Source organism: Mesocryomonas fontinalis, from assembly GCF_055730125.2.
This window is the reverse complement of the sequence record NZ_JBUZWG020000001.1, coordinates 670034-691846: the sequence shown is the minus strand read 5'-3', so window position 1 is coordinate 691846 and position 21813 is coordinate 670034. Positions and strand designations below refer to the sequence as shown.

General features: G+C 67.4%; 17 protein-coding genes and 1 tRNA gene. 4 read left to right on the top strand and 14 right to left on the bottom strand.

Annotated elements, in window-relative coordinates; all coding sequences use genetic code 11:
- Window positions 1–51: 51 nt before the first annotated feature.
- The 3 genes from ACZL02_RS03155 to ACZL02_RS03145 all read right to left on the bottom strand — a co-directional run bounded on the left by ACZL02_RS03155 (window position 52) and on the right by ACZL02_RS03145 (window position 2897).
- On the bottom strand, window positions 52–624 hold the full coding sequence (locus ACZL02_RS03155) for a DUF1993 domain-containing protein (protein ID WP_472938724.1): 573 nt from the start codon (window positions 622–624) through the stop codon (window positions 52–54).
- Window positions 625–695: 71 nt separating this feature from the next.
- Window positions 696–1952, bottom strand: coding sequence for an MFS transporter (locus tag ACZL02_RS03150; RefSeq protein ID WP_472938723.1), 1257 nt, complete (start codon window positions 1950–1952; stop codon window positions 696–698).
- Between the two features lie 363 nt (window positions 1953–2315).
- Complete coding sequence (locus ACZL02_RS03145; RefSeq protein WP_472938722.1) at window positions 2316–2897, bottom strand: TetR/AcrR family transcriptional regulator; 582 nt, start codon at window positions 2895–2897, stop codon at window positions 2316–2318.
- Between the two features lie 153 nt (window positions 2898–3050).
- Between ACZL02_RS03145 and ACZL02_RS03140 the strand changes: the two genes are divergently transcribed.
- On the top strand, window positions 3051–4283 hold the full coding sequence (locus tag ACZL02_RS03140) for an efflux RND transporter periplasmic adaptor subunit (protein WP_472938721.1): 1233 nt from the start codon (window positions 3051–3053) through the stop codon (window positions 4281–4283).
- A 111-nt stretch (window positions 4284–4394) separates the two neighbouring features.
- Window positions 4395–7616, top strand: coding sequence for an efflux RND transporter permease subunit (locus tag ACZL02_RS03135; RefSeq protein ID WP_472938720.1), 3222 nt, complete (start codon window positions 4395–4397; stop codon window positions 7614–7616).
- 340 nt (window positions 7617–7956) lie between these two features.
- Here the strand turns inward: ACZL02_RS03135 and ACZL02_RS03130 are convergent, their stop codons facing one another.
- Window positions 7957–8877, bottom strand: coding sequence for a D-alanyl-D-alanine carboxypeptidase family protein (locus ACZL02_RS03130; RefSeq protein ID WP_472938719.1), 921 nt, complete (start codon window positions 8875–8877; stop codon window positions 7957–7959).
- A gap of 317 nt (window positions 8878–9194) precedes the next feature.
- On the opposite strand from ACZL02_RS03130, the gene ACZL02_RS03125 reads away from it, so the two are divergent.
- Window positions 9195–9271 (top strand) — tRNA-Met (locus ACZL02_RS03125).
- Between the two features lie 175 nt (window positions 9272–9446).
- Here the strand turns inward: ACZL02_RS03125 and ACZL02_RS03120 are convergent.
- The 3 genes from ACZL02_RS03120 to ACZL02_RS03110 form a co-directional block, all read right to left on the bottom strand.
- A complete protein-coding gene (locus tag ACZL02_RS03120) occupies window positions 9447–10487 on the bottom strand; it encodes an AMP-binding protein (protein ID WP_472938718.1) in 1041 nt (346 codons plus the stop codon).
- Between the two features lie 122 nt (window positions 10488–10609).
- Window positions 10610–11905, bottom strand: coding sequence for a sensor domain-containing diguanylate cyclase (locus tag ACZL02_RS03115; RefSeq protein ID WP_472938717.1), 1296 nt, complete (start codon window positions 11903–11905; stop codon window positions 10610–10612).
- Between the two features lie 17 nt (window positions 11906–11922).
- Window positions 11923–12291, bottom strand: coding sequence for a hypothetical protein (locus ACZL02_RS03110; protein ID WP_472938716.1), 369 nt, complete (start codon window positions 12289–12291; stop codon window positions 11923–11925).
- Between the two features lie 228 nt (window positions 12292–12519).
- Here ACZL02_RS03110 and ACZL02_RS03105 point away from each other — a divergent pair, with 228 nt between their 5' ends.
- Window positions 12520–14250 (top strand): hypothetical protein, encoded by a 1731-nt coding sequence (locus ACZL02_RS03105; protein ID WP_472938715.1) that lies wholly within the window; start codon window positions 12520–12522, stop codon window positions 14248–14250.
- Here ACZL02_RS03105 and ACZL02_RS03100 read toward each other — a convergent pair.
- From ACZL02_RS03100 to ACZL02_RS03070, 7 genes are all read right to left on the bottom strand, one after another.
- Window positions 14183–15331, bottom strand: coding sequence for a glycosyltransferase family 4 protein (locus tag ACZL02_RS03100; protein WP_472938714.1), 1149 nt, complete (start codon window positions 15329–15331; stop codon window positions 14183–14185). The two genes, ACZL02_RS03105 and ACZL02_RS03100, sit on opposite strands and share 68 nt — an antisense overlap.
- Before the next feature lie 5 nt (window positions 15332–15336).
- On the bottom strand, window positions 15337–16011 hold the full coding sequence (locus ACZL02_RS03095; protein WP_472938713.1) for a class I SAM-dependent methyltransferase: 675 nt from the start codon (window positions 16009–16011) through the stop codon (window positions 15337–15339).
- Window positions 16008–16412, bottom strand: a complete 405-nt coding sequence (locus ACZL02_RS03090) for a GtrA family protein (protein ID WP_472938712.1) — start codon at window positions 16410–16412, stop codon at window positions 16008–16010. The genes ACZL02_RS03095 and ACZL02_RS03090 overlap by 4 nt, the downstream gene beginning before the upstream one ends.
- Window positions 16409–17122: a class I SAM-dependent methyltransferase gene (locus ACZL02_RS03085; protein WP_472938711.1), complete on the bottom strand. Its 714-nt coding sequence runs from the start codon at window positions 17120–17122 to the stop codon at window positions 16409–16411. The genes ACZL02_RS03090 and ACZL02_RS03085 overlap by 4 nt, the downstream gene beginning before the upstream one ends.
- Window positions 17119–18366: a glycosyltransferase family 2 protein gene (locus tag ACZL02_RS03080; RefSeq protein ID WP_472938710.1), complete on the bottom strand. Its 1248-nt coding sequence runs from the start codon at window positions 18364–18366 to the stop codon at window positions 17119–17121. Before ACZL02_RS03080 ends, ACZL02_RS03085 begins: the two co-directional genes overlap by 4 nt.
- 327 nt (window positions 18367–18693) lie before the next feature.
- Window positions 18694–20769, bottom strand: a complete 2076-nt coding sequence (locus tag ACZL02_RS03075; RefSeq protein ID WP_472938709.1) for a hypothetical protein — start codon at window positions 20767–20769, stop codon at window positions 18694–18696.
- Entirely contained in the window at window positions 20760–21812 is a 1053-nt protein-coding gene (locus ACZL02_RS03070) for a family 8 glycosyl hydrolase (RefSeq protein ID WP_472938708.1), read from the bottom strand. Before ACZL02_RS03070 ends, ACZL02_RS03075 begins: the two co-directional genes overlap by 10 nt.
- Window position 21813: the final 1 nt, after the last annotated feature.

Here is a 21813-nt window from a genome sequence, read left to right as displayed (position 1 = left end):
GGACAATGCGCCCGGGCCGGGGGAAAGCGTTCGTGCGACCGGCTGCCAGGATTAGCCGAACTGGCTGAACATCGGCGTTGCCGCCTGCACCTGTTCGGGCAACTCGGCCTCGGCCGCCGGGCGGGCGCCGAGATAGTCGAGCTTGCCGAGCGGCACGCCCTCGGCGCGCAGGATGCCGTAGGCGATCGAGACGTGGAAGAAGAAGTTCGGCAGCGCGAACTGCTCGAGATAGTCGGCGCCGCGGAAGCTGCGGATGGTGCCGCCCGCCTTCAGCTCGACGGTGCGGTCGGCGCTGGCATCCACTTCGGCGCGGTCGACGCTGCCGATGAAGGCGATCGTCTTGGCGATCCGCTCCTTGAGTTCGGCCATCGTCGCCTCGGTGTCGGCAAAGCTCGGCGCCTCGACGCCGGCGAGCCGGGCACCGGCGCCCTTGGCGCTGTCGCTGGCGAACTGGATCTGCGCCGACAGCGGCTTCATGTCGGGCGCGAGGCAGGCGGTGACATAGCTGTTGGGGTCGATGCCGTTCTTCTCGGCATGCGCGACCGCGAGATCAAGGAGCGTCGAGAGGTTGCCGAGCATCCGCGTCATGATGCCGACACTGGCGCTGTGGATCGAAAGGGACATGGAAATCTCCTGCTGAGGGACGGAAAACGAGGGATCGAGGGCGCCCGGGCTCGCGGCGAGCCCGGTGGATGTCAGCGGGGCGCGGGCCCGCCGGGGGAAGGCTGGCCGGCCGGGGCGGAGACCGCCGAGCGGGTCTCGCCGAGCAGCAGCACGACGACGCCGGCGGCCAGCAGCGCCATCACGCCACCGAACAGCATGGCGCCGGAGACGCCGATGCCATCTACCACGAGACCGCCGAACAGCGCACCCGACGCGATCGAGATCTGGAAGGTCGAGACCAGCAGCGCCGAGCCGCTCTCCAGCGCATCGGGGGCCGCCTTGAACATCCAGGTCTGCACCGAGATCGGCACCGCACCGAAGGCGAGCCCCCAGAGCGCGACGAGACCGATGGTGGCGGCCGGCACGTGGCCGAAGGCCGCGGTGGCCAGCAGCGCCGTGCCGAGCATCAGCGTGGTGACGAGGAGGCCGGCGCGGACGTTGCGCGCGACCAGCATGCCGCCGAGGAAATTGCCGGCGATGCCGGTGGCGCCGTAGGCGACCAGCACCAGCGTGATCGTCGACGGGTCGAGCCGGGCGATCTCCTCCAGCAAGGGCGCGAGATAGGTGTAGGCGGCGAAGTGGCCGGTGATCGCGAGCGCCGTCGCGACGAGGCCGAGACGCGCCTTGGCGACGCGGAACAGCGCCAGGAGGTCGCTGGTGCTGACCACGCGCAGCGCCGGCAGCCGCGGCAGGCAGGAGATCTGGACGAGGAGCACGACGGCTGAGAGGACCGCAGTGAGGATGAAGGCCATGCGCCAGCCGAAGGCATCGCCGACGAGCGCCCCGGCCGGGACACCGCAGACGGTGCCGAGCGAGATGCCGGTGAGGATGACCGCCGTCGCCCTTTCCGCCGAGGCGGTGTGGACGAGCCGCAGGCCGAGGCTGACGGCGAAGGACCAGAAGCCGCCGATGCTGAAACCGAGCAGGATGCGGCCGGCGAGGAGGATCGTCAGGTCCGGCGCGAAGGCGACGATGAGGTTGGAGACGATCACCAACGCGGTGAGGAGACAAAGCACCAGCTTGCGATCGAGCTTGCCGGCGGCGACGGTGAGGAAAGGCGCGGCGATGGCGCCGAGGATGCCGGGCATGGTCACCATCTGGCCGGCCGCCCCGGCGCTGACGCCGAGATCGGCGGCGATCCGGGTCAGGAGGCCGACCGGCAGGAACTCGCTGGTGACGAAGGCGAAGGCGCCGACGGCGACCGACAGGACGGCGAGCCAGGAGCGCAGCAGCGATGTCGCCGGCAACGGCGCGGCGACGCCGTCCTCAGGGATGCAGGTCACAGACATGGGCCGTCTCTCTGGGATAGGGGAGCTCGAAACGCCTGCGGCAGTGCGCAGGCGAGCCAAGGACACCCGTGGACCGCTGCTGGAGGTAGCGGTCCACGGGCAGAACGGCTCCAGGCCGGGTCGCACGCCTCGGGCCATTGGCCAGCCGAGGCGGTGAACTCCGGCAAGGGCCGAGGCGAAAAGGATCAGACGATAAATACCGCCGGACGAACGTCGGGACGGCGACAGGCACCGATTTGTTTTGTACTCATCGGTATATATCTAGGGAGAGGCGGCGATGTCAACGGCGGATGCGCCGTGGGCGGTAATTTGTCCGCGGCTCCGGCCGCAGCTAGACCAGCCCGTCCCCGTCGCGGCAGCCGGTCAGCTCGGCCAGGCGCGGAGCGTCATCTCGGCCACCTTGTAGAGCGCCGCACGGTCGGCGCCGGCGACGGCCTGGACGGCCATGCCCTGCGCCACGGTCATGACGTAGCAAGCGAGATCGACCGGGTCTGAGTCGGCTGGCAGGTCGCCCTCCTCCTTCGCCCGCGCCAGCCGCTCGGCCAACGCCTGCTCGCCGAACTTGCGCTTCTCGATCACCGCGCGCTGCACCTCGGCCGACGCCTCGCTGCAGGCCATGGCCGCGTTGATGCCCATGCAGCCGCCGGGGTTGCAGGTGGCCGTCAGCGCGTCGACATAGGATTGCAGCATGAACTCGACGACGCCGCGCGAGGTCGGCTTGTCCATCGCCACGCGGAAGAAGCCCATATAGCCTTGCTCGTAGCGCTCCAGCGCCTTGCGGAACAGCTCTTCCTTGTTGCCAAAAGTGCCGTAGAGGCTAGGGCGGGTGATGCCCATGCCCTCGGTCAGGTCCGTGAGCGAGGTGCCCTCGTATCCCTTGCGCCAGAACAGCACCATTGCGGCTTGAAGCGCCTCGTCGACGTCGAACTCGCGGGGCCGGCCCATTGTCTTGGTCTCCTAAAAGAAAATTACTGACCGGTATATAATAGCGGTTGACAGGGTGTACCAGAGGCACCTATCTGGGACCTATACCGACCGGTATGAAACGTCAACTAAACGTTCCGTAACCGGTCGACGCCGCCAGCGAGGAGCATTCTCATGACCCATCGGCCCCTTTTCCGCAACGTTCTTCTCGGTGGCGTCGTGCTTGTCGCAGCGCTTGCGGCCGCACCATCGGTGTTCGATGTCAGCGCCATCCTCGGCTCTGCCGCCACGCCCGCTGAGGCCGCGGCGCCGGCGGCGATGCCGGCCATGCCGGTCTCGGTCGCGGTCGTCACCCGCCAGCCGATCACGCCGTGGAACAGCTTCTCCGGCCGCCTCGAGGCGGTCGATCATGTCGATCTGCGCTCGCGGGTCGCCGGCGCCATCGACAAGGTGAACTTCAAGGAAGGCGCGCTGGTCAACAAGGGCGATCTCCTCGTCACCGTCGACCCGCGCCCTTACGTCGCAGAGGTGGCCCGCGCCAAGGCCGCCGTGACCGCCGCCGAGTCGCGGGTCGCCTTTGCCCGCAGCGAGCTCGACCGCGGCAAGAAGCTGGTGCAGTCGCGCACCGTGTCCGAGAGCAATTTCGACCAGCGGATCAACACCGAGCTCGGCGCCATCGCCGACCTCGAGGCCGCCAAGGCCGGGCTGCAGACCGCCGAACTCAACCTCAGCTATACCGAGATCCGGGCGCCGATCGCCGGGCGCGTCGGCAAGATCGAGGTCACCGCCGGCAACCTGATCGAGGCCGGCCCGTCCTCCCCGGTGCTGACGCGGCTGGTGTCGCTGAGCCCGATCTATGCGAGCTTCGAGGCGGACGAGGACGTCGTCGCCAAGGCGCTCTCGGGCCTTCCAGAAGGCCCCAACGCCCGTGACTTCGTCGGCAGCATCCCGGTGCAGATGGATGCGGGCGGGCGCACCGGCGTCGTGGGCCGGCTGCAGCTGATCGACAACACGGTGGACGCCGCCAGCGGCACGGTCCGCGTGCGCGCGGCCTTCGACAATGCCGACGGCAGCCTGATGCCCGGCCAGTTCGCGCGGCTCTCGATGGGACGCGCCCACGACGAGGACGCGCTGCTGATCTCCGAGCGCGCCGTCGGCACCGACCAGGACAAGAAGTACGTCTTCGTCGTCGGCACCGACAACAAGGCGCAATACAGGGCCGTCGAACTCGGCGAGCGGGCCGAGGGCCTGCGCATCGTCACTGCGGGCTTGAAGCCGGACGAGCGCATCGTCGTCAACGGCCTGCAGCGGGTGAGGCCGGGCGCCGAGGTGGCGCCGGAAGTCGTCGACATGCGCGCGGCCGAGCCGGCCGAGTTGCAGGTCTCCGAGGCGACCCCGCCGAAGTAGCCCCGCTTTTCGACCGCCCGGGGCGATCCGGGCGGTCCAAGCCAGCGACATCAGACTGCCAGAGCGCCCTCCCCGTCCCGGGAGGCTTCGCGCTCCGAGGGACCTTGCGCCATGAACATCTCCAATTTCTTCATCGACCGGCCGGTCTTCGCGGGCGTCCTGTCGTTCATGATCTTCATCGGCGGCTTGCTGTCTTTGACCGCGCTGCCGATCTCGGAATATCCGGAAGTGGTGCCGCCCTCGGTGGTGGTGCGCGCCAACTACCCCGGCGCTAATCCGAAAGTGATTGCCGAGACGGTGGCGACGCCGATCGAGGAGGCCATCAACGGCGTCGAGGGCATGCTCTACATGGGCAGCCAGGCGACCACCGACGGGCTGATGACGCTGACCGTCACCTTCCGCATCGGCACCGATCCCGACCAGGCGCAGCAGCTGGTGCAGAACCGCGTCAGCCAGGCCGAGCCGCGGCTGCCCGAGGAGGTGCGCCAGCTCGGGGTGACGACGATCAAGAGCTCGCCCGACCTGATGCTTCTCGTCCACCTTACCTCGCCCAAGGGCCGCTACGACGTCACCTATCTCCGGAACTACGCCCTCCTCAACGTCAAGGACCGGCTCGCCCGAATCGACGGCGTCGGCGACGTGCAGCTGTTCGGCTCCGGCGACTACTCGATGCGGATCTGGCTCGACCCGCAGAAGACGGCGGAGCTTGGCCTGTCGGCCAGCGACATCGTGACGGAAATCCGCGCCCAGAACGTCCAGGCCGCCGCCGGCACCGTCGGCGCCTCGCCGGGCGAGCCGGACGTCGACCTGCAGCTCTCGGTGAACGCGCAAGGCCGCCTCGCGACCGAGGAGGAGTTCGGCGACATCATCGTCAAGACCAGCCCGTCCGGGGCGATCACCCATCTCCGGGACGTCGCGCGGATCGAACTCGGTGCCTCCAGCTATGCGCTGCGCTCGCTCCTCAACAACAAGCAGGCCGTCGCCGTGCCGGTGTTCCAGGCCCCCGGCTCCAACGCCATCGATATCGCCGACAAGATCCGGGCGACGATGAAGGAGATCAAGGCCGGCATGCCGGAGGATGTCGACTACGAGATCGTCTACGACACCACCCAGTTCGTCCGCGCCTCGATCGAGGCCGTCGTGCACACGCTGATCGAGGCGATCATCCTCGTCGTGCTCGTCGTCATCCTGTTCCTGCAGACCTGGCGGGCCTCGATCATCCCGCTGATCGCCGTGCCGGTGTCGATCGTCGGGACGTTCGCGGTGATGCATCTCTTCGGCTTCTCGATCAACGCGCTGAGCCTGTTCGGCCTGGTGCTGGCGATCGGCATCGTCGTCGACGACGCCATCGTCGTGGTCGAGAACGTCGAGCGCAACATCGAGAAGGGGCTTAACCCGCGCGACGCCACCTACCAGGCGATGCGCGAGGTCTCCGGGCCGATCGTGGCGATCGCGCTGGTGCTGGTCGCGGTGTTCGTGCCGCTCGCCTTCATCACCGGCCTCACCGGCCAGTTCTACAAGCAGTTCGCGCTCACCATCGCGATCTCGACGGTGATCTCCGCCTTCAACTCGCTGACGCTCTCGCCGGCGCTGGCAGCTCTCCTGCTGCGCAGCCACGACGCGCCGAAGGACCGCCTGACGCGGGGCATGGACTTCCTGTTCGGCTGGCTGTTCCGCGGCTTCAACAAGGTGTTCGCGCGCGGCTCGAATGCCTATGCGAAGGGTGTCGGCGGCGTCATCTCCCGGAAGACGCTGATGATGGGCGTCTATCTCGTGCTCGTCGGCGCGACCGTCCTGATGTTCCGCACCGTGCCCGGCGGCTTCGTGCCGCCGCAGGACAAGCAGTATCTCGTCGGCTTCACGCAATTGCCGGACGGCGCCTCGCTCGACCGCACCGAAGAGGTGATCCGCCGGATGAGCGACATCGCGTTGAAGGTGCCGGGCGTCGCCAACGCCATCGCCTTCCCCGGCCTGTCGATCAACGGTTTCACCAACTCGTCGAACTCCGGCATCGTCTTCATCGGCCTCGCGCCGTTCGAGGAGCGCACGACGCCCGACCTTTCGGCCGGCGCCATCGCGATGACGATGAACCAGAACCTCGGCGCCATCAAAGAGAGCTTCAGCGCCATCTTCCCGCCGCCGCCGGTGTCGGGTCTCGGGGCGATCGGCGGCTTCAAGCTGCAGATCGAGGACCGTGGCGGCCTTGGCTACGACGCGCTGGACACGGCCGTGAAGGGCTTCCTTGCCAAGGCGCAGACGGCGCCGGAGCTGGTCGGCCTGTTCTCGTCCTACCAGGTGAACGTGCCGCAGCTCTATGCCGACGTCGACCGCACCAAGGCGCGGCAGCTGGCGGTGCCGCTGCCGGAGATCTTCAACACGCTGCAGATCTATCTCGGCTCGCTCTACGTCAACGACTTCAACAAGTTCGGCCGAACCTATTCGGTCCGCGTGCAGGCGGATGCCGCGTACCGGGCGCATGCCGAGGACATCGGCAGACTGAAGGTGCGCTCGACCTCCGGCGAGATGATCCCGCTCTCGGCGCTGTTGAAGGTCACCGAGACGGCGGGGCCCGAACGGGCGATGCGCTACAACGGCTTCCTCTCGGCCGACGTCAACGGCAACACCGCGCCCGGCTTCTCGTCCGGCCAGGCGCAGGAGGCGGTGTCGCGGATCGCCGCCGAAACGCTCCCGGCGGGCATCAGCTTCGAATGGACCGAGCTGACCTACCAGCAGATCATCGCCGGCAATTCCGCGGTGCTGATCTTCCCGCTGTCGATCCTCCTGGTCTTCCTCGTCCTCGCCGCGCAGTACGAGAGCCTGGCCCTGCCGATCTCGATCGTGCTGATCGTGCCGATGGGCCTCCTCGCCGCGCTGTTCGGCGTCTGGCTGACGGGAGGCGACAACAACGTCTTCACCCAGATCGGCCTGATCGTGCTGGTCGGGCTGTCGGCGAAGAACGCCATCCTGATCGTCGAGTTCGCGCGCGAGCTGGAGTTCGAGGGGATGACGCCGATGAAGGCGGCTGTGGAAGCCTCGAGGCTGCGTCTCCGGCCGATCCTGATGACCTCCTTCGCCTTCATCATGGGCGTGCTGCCGCTGGTCTCCTCGACCGGGGCCGGCGCCGAGATGCGGCACGCGATGGGCGTCGCGGTGTTTTCGGGCATGATCGGCGTCACCGCTTTCGGCCTGTTTCTGACGCCGGTGTTCTACGTGCTGGTGCGGGCGCTCGGCGGCAACAGGCCGCTGAAGAAGAGCGGCGACGCGCCGCCGGCGCATGCGGCGGTGCCGATGGCGCTGGCGCATGCCGACAGCGGTCCGGCCGCAGGCCACTAGGGCATCCTGCGATTGGGTGGATTCACCCCATCAAAGAAAGATGCCCAAGATTCGAAGAGATAGAGCGTCCTTTGCGCGTCGTTACGGACGCACGGCGCTCTAGGGCTCCGCGCCCTTCCCCTTCGCACCGGCCGATCCCCCCCCAGGCCGGTGCGGACAGAAGGCGCGTGCCGCAAGGCGCGCGCCTTCGCCGTTTTCAGGCAGCCAGCGCTTCATGCCGGCAGGGCGCCGAGACGCCGGTACCCGGCCCCCGCTGCAGGGCTACAGGGGCTTCAGGAGCTCCGGCGCTGTCGAGCTTCAGATGGCGGAGCACACACCGGAACGCCCGGTTGGCTCGCGCTCAGTCCATCGCCTTGCCGCAGGCGAATTTTCTGAGATCCATCGCCCGCACCGGGAACGGGCGGAAGAAATCGCCGAGCTGGGCCGTCGGCTTCAGCCCGGCAAAGCCGTTGTCGAGCAGCGCCGCGGCCTGGTCGCCGCGGGCCTTGCCGCTGGGCGCGCCGAGGACGACGGCCACCAGATGCCGGCCACCGCGCGCGGCGGTGGCGACGAGGTTGAAGCCGGAGGCGCAGACATAGCCGGTCTTCATCCCGTCGATGCCGGGATATTTGCCGATCAGCGGGTTGGTGTTCTTCCAGCGCTTGCCGTCGACGCTGACGCCCGGTGCGGCGAACATGTCGAGATAGCGCGGATGGCCGCGCTGGATGCTGATCGCCAGCACCGCCATGTCGCGGGCGGTGGTCACCTGTCGCTCGTCGTGCAGGCCGTTGGCGTTGACGAAATACGTCGCATCCATCCTGAGCCGCACCGCCTCGGCGTTCATCGCCTGGACGAAGCGATCCTCCGACCCGCCGCCGAGCGTCTCGGCGATGGCGACGGCGAGATCGTTGGTCGAGTGCACCAGCATGATCCGCAGTGCATCCTCCAGCCGCAGCTGTTCGCCGATTTTCAGGCCGAGCTTCGAGGGCGGCTGGGCGGCGGCGAGCGCCGACATCACCACCGGCGTATCGAGGCTGGCGCGGCCGGCTTCGATCGCGGTGAGCGCCAGGTGCGCCGTCATCATCTTGGTCAGCGAAGCCGGGTGCCAGGAGGCCGCGGCATCCTCGGCATAGAGCACCGCGCCGGTCTCGGCATCGACGAGGATGCGCGGCGTCGCGAGAGCCGGCAGCGCGACAGAACCGGCGATCAGCGCCGCGAGCGCGAGCCGCACGGCCGCATGCCGGCGGCGAAGGGGCGTCTGCCCCGGTGTCAGAACGGTCAAGCTGCAACTCCCGCGGCGGGATCGGCCGGCGCGCAAGCGGGCCTTCTGGGCCATGGTCGATCGGTCGGCGCACCATCACGCCAGTTCGCGGCGCGCCGCAAGCGCCCTTCGCCGCCCCGCGCCCGGCACCGCCGCGAATGTCGCGCCGCTGATGACGCAAGGCCACACCCCGCGCCCACGAAATGCCGGCCGCACCGCCCTTCCCCCGGCGCCATCCCCACCCTTCGAACGGTCGCGATCCTCAAACGCCAGCTTCTTCTTGACAGCCGCGCCGCCCGAACCCTATATCCCGCCCGGTCCGACGCAGTCGACGCCGGGGCGGGGTAGCTCAGTTGGTTAGAGCAGCGGAATCATAATCCGCGTGTCGGGGGTTCAAGTCCCTCTCCCGCTACCAAATCATCGTCTGAAGCTGATGAGGCAGTGAAGGTGGCTTTTGGCCGCGTATCGCCGTCATTGCATTCCAGACGTTGACCCGAGCCGAGTTCCTGCCGCTATTCTTTCTGCGGTCTTGGAAAAAAAGCCTGTCTCTTCACGCAGCTTGATCAGCGGTTGCAGTCTTACCAACCGTATCAGGTCCAGTCTGCCAGCTTGCCCATGCCGTTGCGTGGCAGCTCGGCGCCGAAGCGGTAGGTTTTCGGGCGTTCGACAGGGGTGAGTTTTGTCGACGCGACCTGTTCCAGAACCTCCTGAAGATCAGCCGGCGTAAGATGGGTGTCCGGAACGACGAATGCTTTCAGGCGGCCATTCTTGCCGAGCCTTACCGCGACATCTGCAACGCCATCGGTTTCGCGGAGAACGGCGGCCGCCCGGCCTGGCCAGACATTCAGCCCGCCGATTTTCACCGCACTGTCACGGCGTCCAGCCGGTCTGATGCGGCGCGGTCCCAGTTGCTCGATGTGATCGGGCAGCGCGGCGGTGAGGCCGTTCCGATCGACGATCTGGAATCCATCACCGCCCGCCAGGAGTTCCCAACGCGGCAGAAGCGCGTATCCGGCGGCGGGCGCGTCGCGCATGGCAATCGCCCCCGTTTCGGAGGAGCCGTAGACATCGACGACCCGGCTGAAGCCGGCCTCGAGCAGGTCGGCCGCCATGCTGTCCGTCAGGACGCCGGCAGAACTGATCGCGACGCACCCGGCAGGCACGGCTGGTTTCAGTCTGAGGAACGCCCCCCACTGCGCGGGCACTGCGACGACCAGATCGCCCGGCATCAGACCGAGCGAACTGCCCAGCGCACGGTCGGCCCGCGGAACACCCAAGGACGCCGGCAGCAGGACCGTCCAGATGATTCCATAGAGATGGCTCGCCGGTACCAGTGCGACGACCCGGCGGCAGTGCGGAAACCCGGTTGCGAGATATTCCGCCTCGTCGACGAGGTCGGCGACATCGTGCAGGCAAGTCTTGGGTACGCCGGTCGACCCGGAGGTTTTCACACAAAACGAGTTTTTACCCGCCTGCCGACCGCGCTCGAGCCAATCGAGCCAGTCACCTACCCTCGCCGGGGTTGTCTCCGAAAGGAGGTCGTCGCCGAGCAGGAAGGTCTCGGCCAGGGCGCCCAGCGCTCCCAGCTGCTCCAGCGAGTCGAGACCTAGTCCGTCGTCTCCGATTGCCATCTCGTCCGCCCAGTCGCCCGGAGGGAGATGGTGCGACGAGCCGCCCCGCAACCGTTGCACTTCCGCCCGGACAACGGCGCCGAGAAGGCGGCGGAGCGCCGACCGCGCCGACATTCGCGCGGTCACGCGGCAGTACTGACAGCGTCGATATCCAAGGGTTGAACCCGATTGCGGCCAGCCTCTTTGGCTGCGTACAAACGTCGATCCGCGAGAGCGATCAGCTCGTCGGTCGAGCCCGATGCCTCATCCAGCGCGGCACAGCCAAAACTGGCGGTCACCCTTAGAGCTCCGCCTTCGAAGATGACTTCGAGGGCCTCGATCGCTCCCCGCAGCAGTTCGGCATATCTGAACGCATCGGTCAGTCGGCACTGCGGTAGAAGGACCGCAAACTCCTCGCCGCCGAGACGCGCGAACAAGGAACGCTGCGGCAACAGGCCTTTGCAGAGCTCGGCCACGCGCTGTAGGAGAATATCGCCAACGGGATGGCCATGGGTATCGTTGACGGCTTTGAAGTGGTCGAGGTCGAGCACGACAAGGCCCAGCGGATGCCGGAGCTGTTCCCAGCGTTTGCGTTCACGCTCCAGCGTCTGACTGAAATGCATCCGGTTGGCGGCGCCGGTGAGGTGGTCGCGCGTGAGAAGGCGTCGCAGATCGTCGGATGCCGAGTCGCGATAGGGAACGTCGCGCAGGATAACCCGGAAGCTCACCGGGGCCTCGGCTTCTCCGTCGCGCCGAGCGACGACAAGCCGCTGGCACCAGAATCGCTGTCCATCGAGACGCATCTGCCAGCTCTCCTGAAGATGCCAGCCGTCTCTGGCCGCAAGCTCCATCTGGTCTCTCAGCGGCAGGATCTCGTCTGCGGTATTATAGCCAAGCGCCGCCGCGAGCGATCGTCCAATAAGCTCGTCGCGGTTCTGACCGAGTTGCGTGAGGAAGGCGTCGTCGAACGTGACGATCATTCCCTCCGGCGTGATGGTCACCACGGAGTAGTTGTTGATCTTATCCAGGAGCGTCGAAAACCACGCGTTCGCCTGGCTCAATCGCTCTTCCTGTGCGACTTGCCGGCTGATGTCACTCAAGGTGATCATATGCCGGTTTGGTCCGAGCTTGATGATCGCGCAGTCGAGCACGACCGGCTGGCCGCCAATCCGGCCTTTGCCGAGATCAACGACGATGCGGTGGTTCTCGCAAACCCGCCCTGCCTGCTTTGGAAAACTGGTGACGAGGTTGCGCAGTTCGGGCGCGTGTTGCTCGAAGGCTGCAAAGAGGTTGCCGACATCGCGTTGCGCGGCCACCGGCAGCAGAAGCTGCATGGCATGCGGATTGATCATCACGATCTCGCCCTTGCCGTCGCACTCGATGAGCCCGACGGGGCAGGCGTACAGGAACTCGAGCAGTTTCTCTTCGTCGGAAGCCAAGCTCGTGATCCTCAGTCTCAGCGCTCAATCAGTATGTAGCGGCGCGGATGGTCGGCCGAGGCGAGAAGCCGAAGCCTCACGCGCGTCGGACGCATGCGCAGGGTCAGGACATAGGGCACGATCGCATCGAGTTCGGGTTCATCCTCAAACCGCTGAGCGACCATGAAGTTGTTCATGCACTGACCAACTGCCTCGAAGAACGGAACACCCATAACGGTTTCCGCATCGAGCCCGGCCATACGAGCCTCCGCGGCATTATAGACTTCGACAGCTGTATCGGCGGCAATTCCCACGACCCCGAAGCTGAGTGCGTTGCACTCAGCTGTTCCCATGGTTTCAAGATCCGTCAGGGTGACCGTCTCGAATGTCCTGTCCTGCAAAGCCAAAGTCCACTCTCCCTGTTCTCCGTAGGCTACAGTAAGTTTGCTAAGGAATGACTAGCGGGTCGCGCTCGTTCGACAGGCCAAGTTGGGGGGCGGTGATCGGCCGTGGCGGCAGGTCGGCGCTGCAAACCGTGACGCGGCCGGCAGTCATGCCCTGGCGCCCTTGTGGTCGGGCCGCGCGCGTGGTCGATGGGCGGGAACGGCGCGCAATCGCAGCAGAGGACCTGGCGGATGGGGAACGACGCGGCTGCGGTTACCTTCCTGGCGCGCGCCCGTCTTGCGATACCGCTGGCGCTTTGCGGGCTCTGGGCGATCATCATTGCCGGCGGGCTCGGCGGGCTGATCGTCGGGAAAGAGCAGTTCAGCCTCTGGCTGTTCCTGCGGCAGGATCTGGCCGTCCTGCTGACCCTCGGTATATTCCTGCGTTTCAGCCTGAAGGCCGACACGCCGGAAGGCGAGAACGCCTGGATAACGGCCGTGGCGCGTCACCCCTTGATGCTGGCTTTCGGTCTCGGTCTCCTCTGCTGGGGCGGCCATACCGTGGTGCTCGCCGGCTACGACCTGACGCGCGACGAACAGATGGCGAGCTTCGATAGGCTGGTCTTCGCCGGCGGCCGGCTGGCCTTCCCGATTCAGCAGGCCTGGCAGCCGATGGCCGAGGCGCTGAACCAGTCCTTCGTTCTGCCGATCGCCGAGCGTCAGGCCTGGATATCGGGCTATCTGCCGGTCAATGCCGCCGCCCGAGTCCTCGCCGGCTGGATGGGCGACCCGAACCTTGCCAGCCCCGCCTTCACCGCGGTCGGCGCGCTGGCGCTGTGGCGCATCACGGTTCGGCTCTGGCCGGACGATGCCGGCGCGCGGGCCGTCGCCCTTCTGCTCTATGCCGGATCCTCGCAGGTCATCCTTCTCGGCATGACATCCTATGCGATGGCCGGGCATCTGGCCCTCAACCTCGTCTGGCTCGCGTTGTTTCTCGCCGGCGGCTGGTGGCATGCGGCAGCGATCGGCATCGGCTTCCTCGCCACGGGCCTGCACCAGCCGCTGTTCCATCCGCTCTTCGTGCTGCCGTTTCTCGTTGGCCTTCTGGTCGGGAGACGCTGGGCGCTGGCGATCCTCTATGCCGGTGCCTACCTCGCCATCGGCCTGTTCTGGCTGAGCTGGCCGCAACTCGTTGCGCACACGGCGGGCGGCGCCATGGAAACCCTCTCGGCCACCGGCGATCGCTTCGGCTACATCGATCGCGTCGCCGGGATGCTCCAGCAGACCGGTCTCGTCGCCCTCCCCGTGATGGCGATGAACCTCCTGCGCTTCGTCGCCTGGCAGCATCTGCTGCTGCTGCCCTTGCTCATGGCCGGCTTCTGCCTTTGTTGGCGCGCGCCGCTGGTGATGCCGCTCGCGGCCGGCATCCTTGCCACCATCGCCGTCGTCGGCTTGCTGTTGGCTTATCAGGGCCATGGCTGGGGCTATCGCTACCTGCACGGGCTGATCGGCAGCGCTTGCCTGATCGGCGGCCATGGCTGGCGGGCCCTGCGCGGTGTCTGGCCGGGGCGAAGGCTATGGGCCCTCGCCAATGCGGCGACCTTCCTGCTGCTGCTGCCGCTCCACCTCGTGATGGCGTCCCTGTTCACCGTGCCCTATGCCGATGCCGCCGCGGCGATCGCCCGCCTGCCGGCAGCGATCGCGGTGATCGACGAGGGGGCCGCGGCCTTCGCATCCGATCTGGTGATCAACCGGCCAGACCTGTCCAATCGCCCGATCCGGCTCCTGGCAGGCAGCCTAACGACAGAACAGGTCGCCCGGATGTGCTCGAGTGAGGACGTCGCCTTCGTCGGCCGGGCCGAGCTGACGGGGATCAACCAGCGGATCGCCATGTCACCCGGCGACGACAGCCATTTCAGGGCGCTCGAGCAGGCCTGTCACGAGGACGCGCAGCCGACAGCTTCTCCGCCAGCATCGCGCTGATTGCCTCCGCCATCGCCGACCAGCGGTAGGTGTCTTCGGCATATTCCGCCATCCTCCGGCGATCGGCAGCGGCCATCGGCGGTGCATTGAGGGCCCGCATCACCGCCTGGGCATTGATCTCGGGACGGCCCGGATCGATCGGCAGCCCGGTGAGGAAGCCTTGCGCGCCGGGATCGGCCCGGCGGCTGTCGAGGCCGCAGATGACCGGCAGCCCGCAGGCCATCGCCTCCTGGATCACCAGCGGAAAGCCTTCACCGACGCTCGGCAGCAACAACTGGTCGGCTGCCTGGTAGAGCTCGGCCAGCGCCCGTCCGCTGACGCCCCGCACCACAAGGACATTGGCGAGTTTCCAGGCGGCCGGATCGATCGGCCCCCTGCCGGCGAGAACGATGGAGAGGTCCGGACGGGCTCTCGCGAGCGCCTCGATCGTCGCCAGCCCCTTCTTCTCGACGAAGCGGCCGACGAACAGGATCATCCGCTGCCCGGCAGGGAGGCCGAGGCGCCGGCGCAAGACGTCCCGGCTTTCGGACGTGGCGCGGAAGACCGTCGTGTCGACGCCATTGAACAGCAGCCGGGCCGGCGCCCGCAGCCGCACACGGGAAAAGTGGGCCGCCGTGGTCGCGCTGATGAAGACCACGCGGTCCGCCGCGGCCAGCATAACGCGGCCGACGACACGGTTGCCGAGCGCGGCAAGGCCCCGCAGAAGACGGTTGCGGAAAGGCAGGTCTCCAACGTGCTGCACCAGCAGCACCGGCCTTCGCCGCAGCCAACAGGCGAGCATTGCCGCGACGGAGGTGAGGTAGAGCGCGTCGTGGATGACGACGCCATCGCAATAGCCGACCGCGCGCCAGAGCCGCGCCAGCGCCCGGGGCCCCGGGACCGGCATCGGCAAGCCGGTGCCGCGCTCGATGCCGTTCCACGATGGCAGCTGGATGGCGGCGACATTTGCCTCGGGCAAGCCGCTCGCGGCCCAGGCCGCCTGATGCCCCGCTGCCTCGAAAGCGCGGCAGAGATGGCCGGCAACCCGCTCGATGCCGCCGCCATGCGGCTCGAAGAAATGCGTTACCGTCAGGATCCTCATGGAGATCAGGCGGGCTCCCAGCGCATCGTCGTTTCCAGCCGGTTGGGAAACAGCGCGCTGTAAAGCCCGTGCCGGTAGCGGCCGCAGGTCTCGGTAGCGATGCGAAAGCCGCTCGCCGACGCCAGGTGGTCCCAATCGGACCGGGACAGATAGAGCGCCTTCACCATGCCGCCGAAGGGGATGTTGCCGATGGCATCGAGCAGCCCAAGCCGGGCGTGGTCGAGGCGGTTCTTCGCCAGATGATCCTTGATATAGAGCGGGCCGGCGACGACACGGCGGATCTCGCGAAACAGCTGCACCCGCGAGGCCACCGGGACATGGTGGACCACGTTGTGGAGCGCTGCGGCGTCGAATTCACCATCGGAGAACGGCAGCGTTACCCCGTCGAAAACCCGGTGGGCGATCGAGAGGCTGGCACAGAAGCGATCGACCACATCGACCGACAGGACTTCGCCGACCGGGAACAGATCCTGCATGCACTGGCCGATCACGCCGGTACCGCCGCCGACATCCAGCAGACGCCGATGCGGGCGCTGCCAGAGGCGCAGCGTATTGTTCAGCATCTCGGTCTGATAGTGAGGTGCCTTATGGCGATACATCGCCAGATGCGCCCCGAGGCTTTCGGCGACGTCCTCCAGCGTCAGATCTGGTTCCTGCTGACCGGCCCGTGCCGCGCTCATTCGCCTTCCCGCCCGATCGCCGGATATCGGCGCTCTCCCGCCAGAGCCCAGCGGCTGACCAGGAAATTATACGCCGTCAGTGCCAGCGTCGACAGCGGTGCGGCCATCAGCATCGGCAGCCCCAGGCGTCCGATCAGCAACCACAGCAACAGCCATTGCGCCGGAAGATTACCCGCCATCGCCAGCGCATAGCGGGCAAAGCCAGCGCCATTGCTCGCGGTGCGGAAGCTATAGGCGGAGTGCAGACGGTATCCGGCGACCACAACGATCGCATAGCTCAATATCGCGGCGATGACGTAGTTCAAGCCGGCGGCATCCGCCGCGACCAGGATCAGATTGTGCAAAAGCAGGCAAACGGCCGACACACCGCCGAAACGCAGAAGGCTCGGCAAGAGCGTCATAGGGCTCGGGCCCTGCGGCAGCGCACGAGGTAGACGCAGCCATTGTCGTCCTTCACCTGGCGGGGGGTGATGCGGTCCTCCAGCAAGGCCCGCAGGTTCATGATCACGGCGAGGATGTTGGCGAAAGATCGGCCAACCACCGGCACCTGCCGCAGAGCCCAGGCGAAACTGGTCAGGCGGATCAACGTGGTCGTCGCAAGCGGTCCGACGATCGAGACGATGTCCTCGACGACGAAACCGCGGGTCTCGATGTCGCGCTGCAGCCCCGTCCGGGTCCAGCGCCGGAAATCTTGGGGATGGGGATGGTAGAGCCAAGTGCCGTGCGTCGACAGCAAGAGTACCCCGTCATCCGACAGCGCGCGGGCGATCTCGCTGAAATAGAGGTCGAGGTCGCCGACATGCTCGAGCACCTGCATCGAAATGACGGTGTCGACGGGTTCGAGATCGGGTGGAAGGGTGCCATCCGGCGCAATCGCAATCTCCGCGGCGGTTCCAAAGTCGGCGCCGCTGTAGCGCAGCCCATGGCTGACCGCGAGGTCGCGATAGGGCTGGGTGCCGCAGCCGAAGTCGAGCACGCTGCCGGAACCGATCCGTCCGAGCATCCGGTCGAGCTGGGCGGCAAGGCCCCGCAGCAGCAGCCAATCGGTGTTCCAGATCGCCGGGGCCTGCCGGCGAAGCGCTTCGGTATCGGTGTTCGCATGTCCGGTCATGGCGGCGGCATCCTGGCGATGGCGAAGTCCGTGGCGAAGTTGGCGTCGTGCCCGGCCATGATGGCCAGCATGAAGCTGCCGAGCATCGTCTGCACCCCGACCGTCGCCAGGACGGTCGCGACCACCAGCGGCAGGATGTTGCCAAGGGCGCCGAAGCTGGTCTGCGCCCAGTAGACGCCGATCGCCAGCAGGCCGGCGCCTCCCAGAACCACCAGCGAAGCGCCCGCCGCCAGCGTCGTCTCCAGCGTCAGCCGGGCCGAATGGCGACGCAGCACGGGCCGCAGCGGGCGATAGCCCTGGCGGTAGCCGTGAAGATGGGTTGCCAGCGCCAGGATGGCGGCGAGATAACCGCTGGTGAACAGAAAGCCCGCGACGATCGACCAGCTGGTGCCGAAGGTCGGCGGCAGCAGCGCCGGTGCAAGGATATGGCCGAGCGCGAACAGGAGGATGAAGCTCGCAATGCCCATCGCCAACGCCGCGGGGACGCCGAAGACCCAGGTCGGGCTCAGCATCAGCAGATAGCGCAGATGACGCCAGCCGTCGCGCCAAGGCCGGAGATGCGGCCGGCGCTCTCGAAGATCGACCGAAAGGCCGGCCGGCACCTCGGTGATGACGCAGCCCCGGAGACTGGCCTTGATGACCATCTCGCTCGCAAACTCCATGCCGCTGCCGGAGAGGCCGAGCGACAGAAAGCATTCCCGGGTGATCGCCCGGAGCCCGCAGTGCGCATCGCTGACGCCGGCCCGGAAGAACAGGTTGAGAATGCCGGTCAGCACGGGATTGCCGATGTAACGGTTCTTCCACGGCATGGCACCGCGCTGGATCCCGCCCTTGAACCGCGACCCCATGCAGAGATCCGCGCCGGCGATGAGACGGCCGATCATCGCGACGCCGTCGGTGAAGTCGTAGCTGCCGTCGCAGTCGCCCATCAGCAGGTAGCGCCCGTCGGCACTGCTGCAGCCGCCGATCAGCGCCGCGCCGTAGCCGCGTCTGTCGACCGAGACGACACGGGCGCCGAGCCGGATCGCCAGTTCCCGGCTTCCATCGGTCGAGCCGTTGTCGGCGATCACGATGTCGCCTTGCAGGCCGTGCTGCGCTTCGATCAGCGCGAGGGCCTGGTGGGCATTGGCGATGCAGTGCGGCAGGCTGACCGCCTCATTGAGACAGGGCATGACGATCGAGACAGCGATCACCCTTGCCGGATGATGCGACGCACTCAGTCCCCGGCTGGTATCGACGAACATCACCGTCCTCGCAAAATGGCGTCAGACAGTCATAAGCGTTGCCGGTTAACGACCTTTTGCCGCCGGCCACCGCGATCACGCTCGACGGGAACTCGGCAGGACTTTTGCAGCGGTCAGATCGCGCTCCGGTCACGCGGCCGGCCATTGCCCCAGATCGCCGACGTCAGGGCAATGGCGACGGCAGCTGGCGACGTGATCGCGAGGGTAATCTCTCGTCCGGTGCAATGGAACGCCAAGCTTCGGCAGCCATTCGCTTGATTTACATCCGAAACTTATGCTCCTCGGGAACAGCTCTTCCGCCAGCCGGCCGATGTTTTGCCCTCCGGCTCAGCATTTCGACCAGACCTTGCATTTGTTCTCGCCCTCGGACCACATCCGGTACTGCGAATTGCTGGTCGCGCCGATGCCGAAGCGGGTATCCTTGGTGGAACGCTGCTTGTCCTGGGCGAGGAAAACCTTGCGCGCCTCGGTCCAGCGGCCGAGCCGGTGGTTGGCCCAGCCGCGCAGCAGCTCGGCGCCATATTCCTTGCCGCTGCGGGCCTCCCGCCGGTCGAGCGCCTGCAGCGTCCCCTGGAAGTCGCCCTCCTTGTAGAGACGGTTGGCTTCCGCCATCAGCGGGTCGCCGGTCCTGCTGCGCCCCTTGCCGCCACTGCGACGGTTCGCGGCGCCAGACCGATCGGCCTTCGACGCGGATGCCGTTCGCGAGGCTTGCGGGACGGCGTCCTTGAAGTCGGCGACGGCCGGGAAGTCCGCCGCGTACTCAGCCTTGATCTTCTTCAGTTCGCTCGGCTGCTTCAGCCGCGCCGCGACCACCGCAAGGCCGATCACGCCTTCCTGCGTTGGCTTCCAGTCGACCGAACGCTGGAACCACTCCTTGGCGCCCTGATAGTCCTTGGCATAGACGAGATGCCATCCGAGCGACTGCGCGCCGAGCGGCGATTGCAGGTCCTCGACGATCGTCTCGAAGCGCTCCACCGCCGTGTCCGGCATCTTCTTGGCGCCGTCGTCGGCGGTCAGGTCGTCGGCTACCATCTCGACGTAGATCTTGGCGATCTCGGGCGAGTTCCTGTAGCTCTCCGCCGCGATGTCCTGCGCCTCGGAAACGCGGTCGCCATTGCGCAGCGCCAGGATGTAGCCTTCGGTCAGCTTGGCGTCGCCGCCCGCCGCCATGCCGGCCTGAAACCACTCCGCCGCCCGCTGCCAGTTCTCCTGGCCGAAGAAATACCAGCCGATCAGTCCCATGTCGGACGCCGAGCGGGAGCGGCGGACGTAGTCGGCATAGGCCTGCAGTTCCTCGGTGGGCGGAAGCTGTGCCGTCTTGCCGGAGCCGACCTCCGCCATGCGCTGGCGCAGGCTGTCGAAGCGCAGGCTGTCGAACTCGCCTTGCCCGTTCGGCAGAACCCGCGAATAGGCGAGGAGCGCGGTGACGCCTTCCGCCGGCAGCAAGGCGCTGGCCTTCTGGAACGTGGCGAGGCGCTCCGGCGCGGCGTCGCAATTGGCCAGCACATAGGCGTAGAGATCGTAGGCGCGGGCCATGTCGGACATCCGCGCGAAGCTTTCGCCCACCGTCCAGAGAACGTCGATGCTGCTGCAGACGAGGAGGCTCGGCCGCGCCTGCGCAGCGGCGATCGCCGCGGCCCAGTTGCCGACGGCTGCAGCGCTCGTCACCGCCTGGCGGGCCTTGCCGTCCGCAAGCTTCTGCGCAAGGTCGTCGGTCGGCGCCCAACCGGGCTTTTCCGTCTTGATCCGCTCGATCTCGGCCTCGATCGCAGCAAACTCCCCCTTGGCGAACATCGCCCACAAAGGCTGCTCGTCGGCGCCACCGCTCGGGGCGAAGAGATCGCTCGGCGGAGCCCAGTTCGGGTAGAGGGTCTTCAGCCGGCGGATTTCGGCGCCGACCCGCACGAGGTCGCGCTGCGCGGCGTAATAGCGAAGCGCGGTATCGTCGGCATCATTGGCCGGGGCGGCGGCGGGTGCGTCCCCGGCAAGGCTCCCGGCGGCGGGCGTTGTCGCCGCGCGAGCCGGGGCGAAGGGGTTGGCCAGGGGCGGTACGGCGGCCGGCGGGGTCGCGGTGCCGATGGCAAAGCCCGTCGCCAAGGGGACGGGCGCCGGAGCGATGGCTACGGGCGCGGGAAGACCAGGGTTCGGCGCAGCACCAAGGCCGGGGGCCGGCGGGAACGCCGCGGCGCCCGGCGCCGGTGCGGCCCCAAAGGCCAGCGCGGCGGCATCGGCCTGCAGCGGGGCCGGCGCGGCCACGGCGACGGACGGCAGCGGCGGCACGCTGAACGGATCGGACAGGGCGCGCGCCGCGATCTGGCTGTTGACCCCGGCCTGCTGCGCCGTGGCGACCGAAACGCCGATGGCGGCGATCGAGGCGAGAAGAAGCGTCTTCCTCACAAACATTGCGGATACCTTTCCGAAAGCGCCATCAGGCTGAGGATGTGGAGAGTGCTGGGGTAGTAGCTGGTCGGCACGAAGGCGGCGGCGGCCGCCGCATGCGCCTGGCGCTTCAAGCTGCACGCCATCAGGTCGGCGATGGCAAGATAGCCGGGTCCGGCCATCGGGTTGACGGTCTCGCCACTGGCGACGTCGACGGCGCGCGGGGCGGTCGTGCCGGTCGCCGTCCAGGCATCGGCGAAGGGCATCAGCAGGGCGTCGTCGGCGCGTGAGGCCCAAGCGAGGTAGAGCGGCACCCGCACCGCGTTGTAGGCATACTGGGCGGGGAAGTTCTTCGCCGGCGCCGCCGTGCCGCCGCCGAGCGCGATCCAGTCGCTCGGGAGGGCGGCCGGGCCGAAACGGGCGGCCTTGGCGAGGGCGAGGCCGCTGTCGAGGAGTTTGGCCTTCGAAAGTTTCGGCGAGATGGCGCTGAGTTCCTCGATTGCCGGAAACACCCAGTAGGAAAGATTGACCACCGGGCCGTCCGGCTGGGCGGCCGCGTCGAAACCCGCCACCGCCGGCAAAAGGACCTTGCCGTAGCGGCTGTCGATGACGGCGAGGTCGACGACATCGTCGACGATCGAACGGGCCTCGCGGCGGAAGGCGCTGACATTCCACCGCTCCGAGGCACGCAGCAGCGCCCAGGCGATCAAGAGGTCGCCGTCCGTCGCATCGTTCCTGTCGGTGACATGCGGAGAGGCATCGGGATCCCAGCGCCAGGCGGCCAGCGCGTCGTCGCGCACCAGGAGCTCCGTCTCGGTCCACTTCCAGATCCGGTCGAACGACGGGCGGTCTCCCGCCGCCGCGGCGAAGAGGAGCCCGTAGCCTTGCCCCTCGCTGTGGCTGATCATGCCATTGTCGTCGTCGGTGATGCGGCCTTCCGCGGTGACGAACTTGGCGCGGTAGAGCTCCCAGGAGCCGACGACGTAGTCCTCGGGCTGCACCGCCAGCGGAGCGTCGTTCGCCGATGCCGCGCCCGCGAGGGCCAGCAGCACGGTCGCCATTGCCATG